The sequence below is a fragment of the Lysinibacillus sp. NPDC096382 genome (assembly GCF_044762845.1).
Taxonomy (GTDB): domain Bacteria; phylum Bacillota; class Bacilli; order Bacillales_A; family Planococcaceae; genus Lysinibacillus.
The window spans coordinates 222,402-235,223 of the sequence record NZ_JBIWFC010000003.1 but is presented as its reverse complement, the minus strand read 5'-3'; the positions used below and the strand labels follow the sequence as shown (position 1 = coordinate 235,223).

At 37.7% G+C, this 12,822-nt stretch carries 10 protein-coding genes; 1 reads left to right on the top strand and 9 read right to left on the bottom strand.

All coding sequences use genetic code 11. The features are described 5' to 3' along the window. Positions 1-9 precede the first annotated feature (9 nt). The 4 genes from pstB to ACIQZA_RS07395 all read right to left on the bottom strand — a co-directional run bounded on the left by pstB (position 10) and on the right by ACIQZA_RS07395 (position 3,722). Positions 10-843 (bottom strand): phosphate ABC transporter ATP-binding protein PstB, encoded by an 834-nt coding sequence (pstB, locus tag ACIQZA_RS07410; RefSeq protein ID WP_142507267.1) that lies wholly within the window; start codon positions 841-843, stop codon positions 10-12. Positions 844-855: 12 nt separating this feature from the next. Then, positions 856-1,734, bottom strand: a complete 879-nt coding sequence (gene pstA, locus ACIQZA_RS07405) for a phosphate ABC transporter permease PstA (RefSeq protein ID WP_142507268.1) — start codon at positions 1,732-1,734, stop codon at positions 856-858. A gap of 1 nt (position 1,735) precedes the next feature. Beyond that, positions 1,736-2,683, bottom strand: coding sequence for a phosphate ABC transporter permease subunit PstC (gene pstC, locus ACIQZA_RS07400; RefSeq protein WP_400936317.1), 948 nt, complete (start codon positions 2,681-2,683; stop codon positions 1,736-1,738). Positions 2,684-2,747: 64 nt separating this feature from the next. Then, a complete protein-coding gene (locus ACIQZA_RS07395) occupies positions 2,748-3,722 on the bottom strand; it encodes a PstS family phosphate ABC transporter substrate-binding protein (RefSeq protein WP_400936502.1) in 975 nt (324 codons plus the stop codon). A 351-nt stretch (positions 3,723-4,073) separates the two neighbouring features. Here ACIQZA_RS07395 and ACIQZA_RS07390 point away from each other — a divergent pair, with 351 nt between their 5' ends. Further along, entirely contained in the window at positions 4,074-4,271 is a 198-nt protein-coding gene (locus ACIQZA_RS07390) for a hypothetical protein (protein ID WP_248716499.1), read from the top strand. A gap of 135 nt (positions 4,272-4,406) precedes the next feature. Here ACIQZA_RS07390 and ACIQZA_RS07385 read toward each other — a convergent pair whose 3' ends face one another. The 5 genes from ACIQZA_RS07385 to ACIQZA_RS07365 all read right to left on the bottom strand — a co-directional run bounded on the left by ACIQZA_RS07385 (position 4,407) and on the right by ACIQZA_RS07365 (position 12,773). Next, positions 4,407-6,611, bottom strand: a complete 2,205-nt coding sequence (locus ACIQZA_RS07385) for a peptidoglycan D,D-transpeptidase FtsI family protein (protein WP_400936319.1) — start codon at positions 6,609-6,611, stop codon at positions 4,407-4,409. Between the two features lie 463 nt (positions 6,612-7,074). Then, positions 7,075-9,276, bottom strand: coding sequence for a peptidoglycan D,D-transpeptidase FtsI family protein (locus tag ACIQZA_RS07380; protein WP_402880867.1), 2,202 nt, complete (start codon positions 9,274-9,276; stop codon positions 7,075-7,077). Positions 9,277-9,616: 340 nt separating this feature from the next. Further along, complete coding sequence (locus ACIQZA_RS07375; RefSeq protein WP_402880869.1) at positions 9,617-10,222, bottom strand: superoxide dismutase; 606 nt, start codon at positions 10,220-10,222, stop codon at positions 9,617-9,619. 280 nt (positions 10,223-10,502) lie between these two features. After that, complete coding sequence (locus ACIQZA_RS07370) at positions 10,503-10,982, bottom strand: DUF456 domain-containing protein (protein ID WP_142509800.1); 480 nt, start codon at positions 10,980-10,982, stop codon at positions 10,503-10,505. 159 nt (positions 10,983-11,141) lie between these two features. Then, the gene (locus ACIQZA_RS07365) at positions 11,142-12,773 is read right to left on the bottom strand and encodes a Na/Pi cotransporter family protein (protein ID WP_402880871.1); all 1,632 of its coding nucleotides are present in this window, start codon (positions 12,771-12,773) and stop codon (positions 11,142-11,144) included. Positions 12,774-12,822: the final 49 nt, after the last annotated feature.

Genomic DNA, 12,822 nt, shown 5'->3' with positions numbered 1-12,822 from the left:
ATCTCCTCCTTAACCGAAACGACCTGAAATATAATCTTCAGTACGTTGATCTGCTGGTGTTTGGAAGATAACGTCTGTTTTATCGTACTCAACGACCTCTCCATTTAGGAAAAATGCTGTTCGATCAGAAATTCGTGCCGCTTGTTGCATATTATGTGTCACGATAATAATTGAATAATCTTTTTTCAGCTCTTGTACAAGTTCCTCAACTTTTAATGTAGAAATCGGATCAAGTGCAGATGTTGGCTCATCCATTAAAATAACATCTGGTTCAATCGCTAAACAACGCGCCATACAAATTCGTTGTTGCTGACCACCTGATAAACCATATGCATTTTGATTTAAGCGATCTTTTACTTCATCCCATATTGCCGCACCGCGTAATGATTTTTCAACGATTTCATCAAGAATTTTTTTGTTTTTTATGCCGTGGATACGTGGGCCATATGCAATATTATCGTAAATTGACTTCGGGAATGGGTTTGGCTTTTGGAATACCATACCTACACGAGTGCGTAATTCCTCAACAGTATAGCTTTTATCTAAAATATTGCGCTCACGATATACTATTTCACCTGATGTTCGAACACTCGGTACAAGCTCTACCATTCTATTTAGAGTTTTTAAATAAGTAGATTTACCACAGCCTGAAGGGCCAATTATAGCTGTTACTTCATTTTCGTAGATGCTTAAATTGATGTCTTTTAAACCATGATGATCACCGTACCATAAATTTAAATTCCGTGTATCATATACTACTTTTTTAGCAACATCAGTCGATGGCTTTATCGCCGTATGAATCGATTTTACAATTGAATTTTCCTCTTTTATTTCCAGTACCATAAGGTCACCTCATTAATAACGTTTTTGGAATTTATTTCGAATAAAGATGGCAATAGAGTTCATCAGTAAAAGCACTGTCATAAGAACTAAAATACCCGCTGCCGCTACATATTGAAATGCCTCTTGCGGACGTTTTGCCCAATCGTAAATTTGCATTGGTAAAGCTGTGAATTGGCTTAACAAACCATTAGGTAAAAACTGTAAAATAACAGGGATTCCAATAACAACAAGCGGTGCTGTTTCACCAATCGCACGAGACATTGCTAATATACTTCCTGTTAAAATTCCAGGAATAGCTGCTGGTAGCACAACATGCAATATCGTTTGCCATTTTGTCGCGCCCATACCGTAAGAAGCTTCGCGCTGTTCATTCGGTACTGCACGAATAGCCTCCTGCGCCGCAACAATAATCACTGGTAAAATTAATAAACTCATTGTTAAACCGGCTGCTAACACACTTTTCCCTAGTCCCAACATTCGAACAAAAATCGTTAACCCAAGTAAACCAAAAACAATGGACGGTACACCTGCTAAGTTGGAAATATTCATACGAATAAAGTCGTTTAGTCTATTTTTCTTTGCATATTCCTCTAAATAGATCGCAGTTCCTACACCTATAATAATCGACACTGGCGCAACAACTGCCATCAGCCAAAGTGAACCAATTAAAGCTGCCTTAATGCCCGCTTTGTCTGCAAAACGCGAAGCAAAATTTGTTAAAAAATCAATTGATAAATAGTCGACACCTTGTGTTACTATACGATAAAGCAAAATAGCTAGTGTCACTAATGCAAAGGTCGTTGCTAAGAAGAAGAAGAACTTCCAAACTTTATTGAATGTAATACGCTTTGTCATTCGTTTCATGACGACCGTGTCATCAATATAGCGCATGCTAGTAAACCTCCCTAAAACGTTTCGAAATATATTGAGCAAGTAAATTCATCACTAAAGTAAAGATAAATAATGTGAATCCTACTGAATAAATCGAATAATAAATTGTCGTACCATAGCCAGCATCACCTGTTGCAACTTGTACTATATACGCAGTCATCGTTTGAATCGAGTCTGTCACATCTAAATCGAATTTAGGTGTAGATCCACCCGCAAGTGATACGATCATCGTTTCACCAATTGCCCGGGAAATAGCGAGGACAACTGAAGCAATAATGCCTGATAATGCAGCTGGTAATACTACTTTTATAGCTACTTCAAACTTTGTTGCTCCAAGAGCTAGCGCTCCTTCACGCATACTGTTCGGGACAGATGACATCGCATCCTCAGAAAGTGACGTTATCATTGGTAGAATCATAATGCCTACAACAATCCCCGGACTAAGTGCATTAAAAAGTTTCAGCCCTGGAATGATTTGCTGTAACATCGGCGTTACAAATGTTAATGCAAAAAAGCCATAAACAATCGTTGGTACACCTGCTAACACCTCTAAAATAGGCTTAACCGTACGTCTTACTTTTTCGCTTGCATATTCACTTAAATAGATTGCAGAAGCAATGCCAAATGGTACTGCTACAACAACTGCAATAAGTGTGACTTTCAATGTTCCAGCTATTAAAGGTAAAACCCCAAATAATGGTTCCTTCCCTGAAAACGGTAGCCACTGTGTACCAAATAGGAAATCCGTAATCGAAACACGTTTAAAGAATTCAAACGTTTCAAAAATAAGGGTGAAAACAATGCCAAATGTCGTCAATATAGAGATAAGTGCCGCAGAAAATAATAGGGCTGGCATTGCTTTTTCCACTATTTTCTTTGTTTTTTTATTGCGCGAATTTGCAATTAATTGCTGCACAGATGATGTCTTGTTTTCTTTTTGAGAAACCATTGGGTGCTCCTTTCAAATAAGAGAGGGAAAGAGCATACATCTCTTTCCCTCTATGCATGTCTACTTATTTTAAGCCTTCTAAAGTTTTTAAAGCCTCACTATATTTATCTTCTGGTAGACTGACATAACCTACTGCTTCTGCCATATCTCCTGCGTGTTCAAGTGTATATCTGATAAAGTCATATGCCGCTTCGCTTTCTTTCATAGCACTATTTTTCACATATACAAATAGTGGTCGTGAAAGCGGTGCGTATTCACCAGATTCAATTGTTTTATTTGTTGGCTCGACGCCATTTACTTTTATAAGCCCTAATTTATCTTTATTTTCTAGGTAATAAGCGTAGCCAAAGAAGCCGATTGCGTTTTTGTCACCCGCTACACCTTGAACTAGCATGTTATCATCCTCTGATAATGTTGCTGATTTTGCTAGATCAGCACCGTCTAAAATCGTTTCATCAAAGTAATCGTACGTTCCTGAATCAGTGCCTGGTGAATAGTACACGATCTTTTCATCTGGCCAAGATGGATCTATATCAGACCATTTTTTAGCTTTACCATCTTCCACCCAGATTTTCTTTAATTGCTCAACAGTTAAATCCTTCGCCCAATCATTTTCAGGATTCACGACAATTGATATGCCATCATATGCTAAAGGAAGCTCTGTAAAAGCAATTCCTGCTTTCTCTAGTTTTGCTTTCTCTTCATCCTTTACATGACGAGATGCATTTGAAAAGTCTGTCTCACCTGCGATGAATTTTTCAAAGCCACCACCAGTACCAGAAACACCTACCGATACTTTGACATTCGGTTGAGTCCCTGCATATTCTTCAACAACTGCTTCAATAATTGGTGCGACTGTTGATGAACCATCCCCAGCTACAGCCCCTTGCAGTTTTTTGTCTGCAGCGTCTTGTCCTGAGCTCGCTGGTGCGTTTGTTTCTGCATTGTTACCATTTTGTGCAGAGTCATTACCACACGCCCCAAGCATTAATGCTGACCCCATTACCGCTGTCATCGTTAAGTACTTCCACTTTTTCATCTCATTTGCCTCCGTCACTAACATTTTTATAGTTATTTGTCTTACAATCTTTACTATAATGACTAAATGTTGAAGTCGTATAAACAGTTCGTAAAAGAGACGTAAAGGAATGTAATGCTTTGTAAATGATTGTAAATATGCATTTACAATTGTAGCTGTTGCCAAGTTAACAATGCGTCCAGATTTTGAATTGTGCCTAGGCCATTTCGATAATGCCCCACGCCATGGCGTTTTTACCGATGCAGGTCAGATAGCCGTTTTCCTTTAATCATCAGATAAACTTGCTTCCTTTTGGAAAGATGCTATAATAAGCAATTGTGTCAGGAAATAATCTAAGAGGAGTTTGACTTTGTGATTAAACATACAAAAGTACAAAATACCGATTACTTTAAAACGTATTTAACACTTATTATGGAACATCGTGAATATACTCTACAGGAAGCTGTTGATTTTATGGTAGAGACTTATTTCTGTAATAATATAGAGCTTTATGGATTAAAGCCGAAACAACAATTTGAATTAGCTATTCAACAATTATCTGTACAATAAGCCTTTTATATAAAAATAAATAAAACACGGTATGAAAATGGTGGTCTTTCATACCGTGTTTTTTTCGCGGGTAGTCAATAATACTCTAAAACTGTAAAAAAACCGCTAGGCATGTAAATGCACTAGCGGTTTCTCTTATTTTTGCTCATCTTCACCAATCTTGTCTTTTGAAATAGCCGGTAAAATTGGTTGTTTTACATTACTATCAGTCACTTTTTCAGTGTTATATTTTGCTTTTAACTCAAAATATTTATCGACAGCACGACGAGCTATCTCATTATTATTTGATAAATGCTGAGTCGTGTAGGTCGTTGCCCATGGAATAACAACTGCGTAGGCAATTTCAGGATTATCAAACGGTGCAAAGCCAACATGTGTTAAGTTAATCGTACTTGTACCATAATAATCACGTAATGGTCCATAATAAACTACCTCTGCTGTCCCCGTTTTCCCCGCTGCTGTATACGGTGCATTTGCAAATTGTCTTTTTGCTGTACCATTTGCGCCCGTATAAACACGTCGTAGCCCTTGTTTTACATAGTTAATTTCATCTGATGAATTCTCAATATGATTTAAAATTGTTGGTCCTATTTCTGTTACTAATTGGCCTAGCGATTGCCCATCTTTTGATGGCTCATGTACCTCTTTCACAACATGTGGCTGAATGCGATAGCCACCATTTGCGATTGTCGAGATATATTGCGCCAATTGTAACGGTGTATACGTATCATACTGCCCAATCGCTAAGTCGAGTGCTTTACCCCCATAGGTTGGACCAGTCGGACCTTGTACCCCATTAAATTCATTTGGTAAATCAATCCCTGTATTTACACCTAACCCGAATTGTGCATAAGAATTACGCATTTTAGGGAATGTATCGTCTTTTAATCGAAGTGGCATCCCATAGCTATATGGTGTTCCATTAATAAGCAAAGCTGTTTTAAACATATAAACGTTAGAAGATTGCTCCAATGCTCTTAAACCATCCATTGTAATATAGCCACTACGGTTAAAAATAGAAGATTTCTTTTTAGTATTCAGTAATTGAATCGGTTCATCCCCAAATATAGTACTTGGCTGAATGACTCCCAATTTATACCCAGTTAGTAATGTTGCTGCTTTAACTGCTGATCCAGACTCATAAGCTGTTGTGAAGGTTCCATAAGAAAAATCGACGACTTCATTTTTCCCTGTTTCAGGATTTTTTTCGATTTTCTTACCAACCATTGATAAAATATCACCTGTATTTGGGTCCATCATTACTAAAAAGGCACGATCAAGTAAACGGGAACCCCCCTGTGATTTTAATTTTAGCAACTCTTCCTCAACAATTTTTTCAGTTGCAGCCGTTAACTCGCTATCTAGTGTTAAGACTAAATCTTTACCAGGCTCGCCTTCATAAGTTGTAATGGTATCGACTACCTGCCCTTTTTTATTCGTAATATTTTTAACAACTGATTTTTGCCCTTGCAGTAAATCTTCATATTGCGCTTCAATATAACTTTCACCAACGCGGTCATTTCGTGAATAATCACGAGCTAAATAATAATTCAGCTTTTCTTTTGGAATCCCTTTTGCTGGTACTGTTGTGCGTCCTAAAATAGCGAGTGAAGATAATTTCAAACGCTTCCAGTCAGTTGTTGTGTTAACGCCCGGTAATTGAGTCAAACGCTCAGAGACACGCGCAAATTCATCGGCAGATACATTTTCACTCTTAATAATTTGCGGTGATAAATTGTATCCTGATGCCATCTCTCGATAGATTGCTAGTACTTCTAAGTCCTTATCTGTCAATTGTAATAATTCTTCGTTTGTAATTCGTTCACGAACAAGTTTATCTATTTGTGCATTGATTTGACTTTCCGTTACATTTTCCTGTGCCCTAATTTTCTTTTTTTCTTTATCTGTTACTTTTGCATAGGCAGCGTCATGATTTTTTATCATCCAAAAATCTTGTTTGTCACGTAATGTAACACGTTTCGTTGGCTGCTCAATCAATTGTGCCAGCTTTTCGGCTATGTCTACCATGTCCTTTGTTTTTGTCGTCGACATTTTTGTATACGTAATAGCGTTTTCTGGTTGGTTATCCACTAAAATACGCCCGTATCGATCATACATTCGTCCCCTTGGCACACTTGTATTGACAGCTACCTCCTCTTTACGCTCTAAATCGCGTACATAATCTTCCCCTTTTACAATTTGCATATAGCCAAGTCTAAAAATTAGCATTGAAAATACGAGAAATATAGCAAAGAAAAGGACATTCATACGAAATGTTAAATTAGAGTGATGTTTTGCTTTAACACTCGTCGCGCGATTTTTTCCCGGTGCTTTGCGCATATGTATTCCCCTCCTCATCTAATTACAATTTAAATACACGATATTTAGTATATCATTCGAAGGTACGACAGGAAAGCATGCACTTGAGAATTAATGATTGAAAACATCATTTATTTGACGGCACCTTAAATTGAAAAGTTTCTATTCCATTATCAATTATTTAAAATATAGTAAAAACATAAACGATACATGTAAGAACGATAATTTTAACTATGTATCTTTAGGTATTAGGTATCTGTATACAGAAGTTTTCATAACCATTTTTCAGTTTACATTCTAAATAAATATTAGCTTTTGTTAACATTGTATGAACAAAAATATCCCCTTTTACCAATCGACAGTTTTGTTAAACTGACACACGTTTACTAAACTTTTATTATCCATTTGGAACCCCTCGCATAGCAAGGGGTTTTCAAAAGATACAAAAAAACCGCTAGGCATGTAAATGCACTAGCGATTTCTCTTATTTTTGCTCATCTTCACCAATTTTGTCTTTTGAAATAGCTGGTAAAATTGGTTGTTTTACATTACTATCAGTCACTTTTTCAGCTTGATATTTTGCTTTTAACTCAAAATATTTGTCTAAAGCATCGCGAGCGATAATGTTATTATTCGGCAAATGCTCACGACCAGTTGTTGCCCATGGAATGACAACAGCATAGGCAATTTCAGGATTTTCATAAGGAGCAAAACCAACATGTGTAAAAGTAAGTGTATCCGTACCATAATACTCTTTTAACGGTCCGAAATACACTACCTCAGCTGTTCCTGTTTTCCCTGCCGCAGTATATGGAGTATTTGCAAATTGAGCTCGCGCAGTACCTTGCGAACCTGTATAAACTAGGCGTAACCCTTTTTTCACATAATCAATTTCTTCTACAGGATTATCGATACGATTTAAAATTGTTGGTCCTATTTCAGTCACTAATTGACCTAACTGTTGCCCATCATTTGATGGCTCACGTACCTCTTTCACAATATGTGGCTGAATACGATAACCGCCATTTGCGATTGTCGAGATATATTGTACCAATTGTAAAGGTGTATACGTATCATACTGTCCAATTGCCAAGTCGAGTGTTTTACCACCCATCGTTGGACCAGATGGCCCCTGTACACCACTAAATTCATTCGGCAAGTCAATACCTGTTTTTACACCTAAGCCAAATTGCGCAAAATTATTACGCATTTTCGGGAATGTATCATCCTTTAAGCGAAGTGGCATCTTATAGCTATACGGTGTTCCATTCATAAGCATAGCAATTTTAAACATATAAACATTTGACGAACGTTCTAGAGCTGTTAAGTCATTCATCGAAATATATCCACTTCGGTTAAAAATTGACGCTTTTGGATTTGTCCCAGCTAATACGATAGGTTCATCTCCCTGATAAGTACCCATTGAAATAACCCCTTGATTATAACCGGTAAGAACAGTTGCTGCCTTAACTGCAGAGCCAGACTCATAAGCTGTTGTAAAGGTACCATACGAATAATCGACGACTTCATTTTTCCCTGTTTCAGGATTTTTCTCAATCTTCATACCAACATTTGCTAAAATATCGCCTGTATTTGGGTCCATCATGACTAAAAAGGCACGATCAAGTAAATATGAACCCCCTCTTGATTTTAAGTTAAGCAATTCGCGCTTGACAATTTTTTCTGTTTCTAATTGTAACTCACTATCAAGTGTAAGTTTTAAATCTTTACCAGGCTCGCCTTCATAAGTCGTAACGGTATCGACTACCTGCCCTTTTCTATTCGTAATATTTTTAACGACTGATTTTTGTCCTTGCAGTAAATCTTCATACTGCGCTTCAATATAACTTTCACCAACACGGTCATTTCGTGAATAATCACGAGCTAAATAATAATTCAGCTTTTCTTTCGGAATTCCTTTTGCTGGTACTGTTGTACGTCCTAAAATAGCAAGTGATGATAATTTCAAACGCTTCCAGTCCGTTGTTGTGTTAACGCCTGGTAGTTCAGTTAAACGCTCAGAGACAAGTGCAAATTCATCGGCAGACACATTTTCACTCTTAATAATTTGCGGTGATAAATTGTAGCCTGATACCATCTCTCGGTAGATTGCTAATACTTCCATGTCCTTGTCTGTCAATTGCAATAATTCTTCGTTTGTGATTCGTTCACGAACAAGTTTATCTATTTGTGCATTGATTTGACTTTCCGTTACATTTTCTTGTGCCCTAATTTTCTTTTTTTCTTTATCTGTTACTTTTGCATAGGCAGCTTTTTTATTTTTTATAATCCAAAAATCTTGTTTGTCACGTAATGTAACACGTTTTGTTGGCTGCTCAATCAATTGTGCCAGCTTTTCGGCTATGTCTACCATGTCCTTTGTTTTTGTCGTCGACATTTTTGTATACGTAATAGCGTTTTCTGGTTGGTTATCCACTAAAATACGCCCGTATCGATCATACATTCGTCCCCTTGGCACACTTGTATTGACAGCTACCTCCTCTTTACGCTCTAAATCGCGTACATAATCTTCCCCTTTTACAATTTGCATATAGCCAAGTCTAAAAATTAGCATTGAAAATACGAGAAATATAGCAAAGAAAAGGACATTCATACGAAATGTTAAATTAGAGTGATGTTTTGCTTTAACACTCGTCGCGCGATTTTTTCCCGGTGCTTTGCGCATATGTATTCCCCTCCTCATCTAATTACAATTTAAATACACGATATTTAGTATACCATTTCGAAGGTAACAGGAAAGCATGCACTTGAGAATTAATGATTGAAAACATCATTTATTTGACGGCACTTTAAGATAAAAAGTTTCTGTTTTTTAACGATTGCTAGAAAAATAGTTTTTTATTGTGGGGTGAGCCACAATTTGAAGCACTCCAAACGTAGCGGCAATCGTTCCCTCCCCTTCGGCGTGTTGGGGCATTCACCTCCATCTTATATTAAAAAAGCAGCAAAAAAGGCTATGCCTCGGTGATTTATCACCTTTGACATAGCCTTTTAATAAAAATTAATTATTTTGCAGCTTGGAATTTAGCTTCTACTACATCCCAGTTTACTACGTTCCAGAATGCACCGATGTAATCTGGACGACGGTTTTGGTAGTTTAAGTAGTAAGCATGCTCCCAAACGTCTAAGCCTAGGACTGGATTTTTACCTTCCATAACTGGAGAGTCTTGGTTTGGAGTAGATGTAACAGCAACTGAGTCACCATCAACGATTAACCAAGCCCAGCCTGAACCGAAGCGAGTAGTAGCAGCTTTTGCAAATTCTTCTTTGAATGCATCGAAAGAACCGAATTTAGCATCGATTGCTTTTGCAACTTCGCCAACTGGAGTTTTTGAACCGCCTGGAGCGATTACTTCCCAGAATAATGAGTGGTTAGCATGTCCGCCACCGTTGTTACGTACAGCAGTTTGTTTGTCAGCTGGAAGAGCATCAATGTTTGCGATAAGATCGTTAATGTCTTTTTCAGCAAATTCAGTGCCTTCTACTGCTGCGTTTAAGTTTGTTACATAAGTATTGTGGTGTTTAGAATGGTGAATTTCCATTGTTTTTGCATCGATATGTGGTTCTAATGCGTCATAAGCGTAAGTTAATTGTGGTAATTTGTAAGCCATTGTTAAGTTCCTCCCTAAAATAAAGAAATAATTAATACATTCTTAGATTATCAAAATTGGTCAAACCATTCAACGAAAAATACTTCAAATTGAAGATTTCAGCCTTTTGACTGAAAAGCCAATACGATTACTATACTACCCTGTTGTTTTAGCAATTATGCCTCGGCATAATTACGGCCGGAATTGGAAAGGAGTGACATCCGCCTCAGGCTTTTAAATTCTTTCAACGGATGTTTTGACACCCGCTGAAAGAATTTAAATAGCTAACTATCGGAGGAAATTATATCGCTATAAAGAACACGACAATCATAACGATTTGAATGACTGCTTTTGCAAGTGTTGATGTTAAGAAGCCAACAAGAGAGCCAACACCGCTTTTCACAGCCTCTCCAAATGTACGACGCTCAACGATTAATTCTGCAATCACAGCTCCTAAAAATGGACCGATTAGTATACCTACAACCGGAATGACGAACGGACCAATTAATAAACCAATGGTACTCCCCCACATACCAGCATTTGAACCACCAAATTTTTTAATACCAAAGGCATTGGCTACAGAATCAGCAACAAATAAAATGACAACAAATAGTATTTCAGTCGCCCAGAACAACCAGCTTAGCTCCGCAAATGAAAAAAATAATCCGTATACTAAAAAACCACCGATTAAAAAAATCACACCTGGAATGATCGGGTATACCAATCCAACAAATGAAATGATAAAGCAGGCAATCACTAAGATCCAGCCAACAACTTCCATGAAAATTCTCTCCTTTTATCGTGCATTGCCTACTTTACGGATTTACAAAGCTATTGGTTTCAGTTATTTTCGTTTGTATCGTAAGTGCAACGTCAGCTACAAATCTTTCCTGTAGCGAAAGCAAAGCGTCAGCTACAATAACGCCAAGGCGCAATTGATTTAATGTCTAATTCCTAAAATAGAGTCAGCTATATTTACAGCATGGTCTCCTATACGTTCTAAATTGCTAATGATATCCGTATAGACGATTCCCGCCGCTCCATTACATTCGTACGTATTTAAGCGCGCAATATGCTTTTGTCTTAGTTTATCTTCCATATCATCTATCAAGCTTTCGAGCTCCGTAACTTCCTGCGCCAAACTCAAACTGGCTGTATCCAGAGCCGCTATGCTCTTTCGTACAGCTTCAATCGCCAAGCTAAACATGCCTATTAAATCTTGTCGTGCTGATTTACTTAAATTTACCTCATGATGATCTTTATATTGTAAAAGCTCTAAAATATTTTCAAAATGATCGCCAATACGTTCGATGTCTCGTACATTTGTTAGCAGTGTATGGTGTCTTACTGAGTCTGCTCGAGAAAGTGGTTGCTTAGACACCATCACTAAATAATTCGTGATTTCCTTGTCTAAATGATTGAGCGCTACTTCTAATTGTAAAACTGTAGGAATATGAGCAGTTTCACCCGTTTTCATATATAAAAATGTTTCTTCTAAACCATGCAGTGCATGCTCCCCCATACGTAACACTTCCTCCTTCGCTTGCCCGAGTGCAATCGCCGGAGAGGAATCAATGAATGATGGATCTAAATGCTTCGTTGTCACATCAATATTTCCATCATGCCCAGGAACTAGCTTCGTGACAAGTGCAGCCAACCCTCCGATAAATGGTAGCTGAATCATCATATTAATTATGTTAAATGAGCCATGCGCAAGCGCTATTTGCATTTTCGCATCTAAATGGAATAGCCCACTAATCCACTGAACGAAATGCATAAACGGTGTAAAGAACACCATGAAAATGATCGTTCCTATAATATTAAATAGTACATGTGCCGCCGCTGCACGCTTAGCATATATAGAAGCACCCAGTGAAGCTAATACTGCTGTAATGGTCGTGCCTATATTCTCACCGAATAAAATAGGTAAAGCACTATCTAAGCCAATCAAGTGCTCAGCATATAAGCCCTGTAGCACACCGACAGTTGCTGTTGAGCTTTGGACAAGCAATGTAAAAACTGCCCCTAGAAAAATCCCTACAATGGGCAGATTCTTGAGATGAAGAGTTAATGATGCTAGGTCCGCTAATTGATGGAGTGATTGCATGCTTGCACTCATTAACTCTAATCCTAAAAATAATCCCCCGAATCCAAACAATATTTGCCCGATATACTGATACGTCGCTTTCTTAAAGAAAAATAACAACCCTGCACCTAGCGCCAATAACGGATAAAAATATATGCCGATATTAATACCAATAATAAATGCGGTTATGGTCGTTCCAATATTTGCCCCCATAATGACACCGATTGCTTGACGTAATGTTAAAAAACCTGCACTCACTAGCCCAACCGTAATCACCGTCGTTGCAGAGCTCGACTGGATACAAATCGTCACAATTATGCCCACTAACACACCCATTAAAGGATTTGTTGTAAAACGATTCAACCATTCACGCAGTCGATCATCTGCTGATTTTTGAAGCCCATCCCCCATGAATTTAATGGAAAATAAAAAGACTCCTAAACCGCCTAAAAATTGAAACAGTATGCTTTGCCAATCTATTGTCAATTGTATTCGCTCCAATTCCTACATCTCTACTTCCCTATTCCTAATCTTT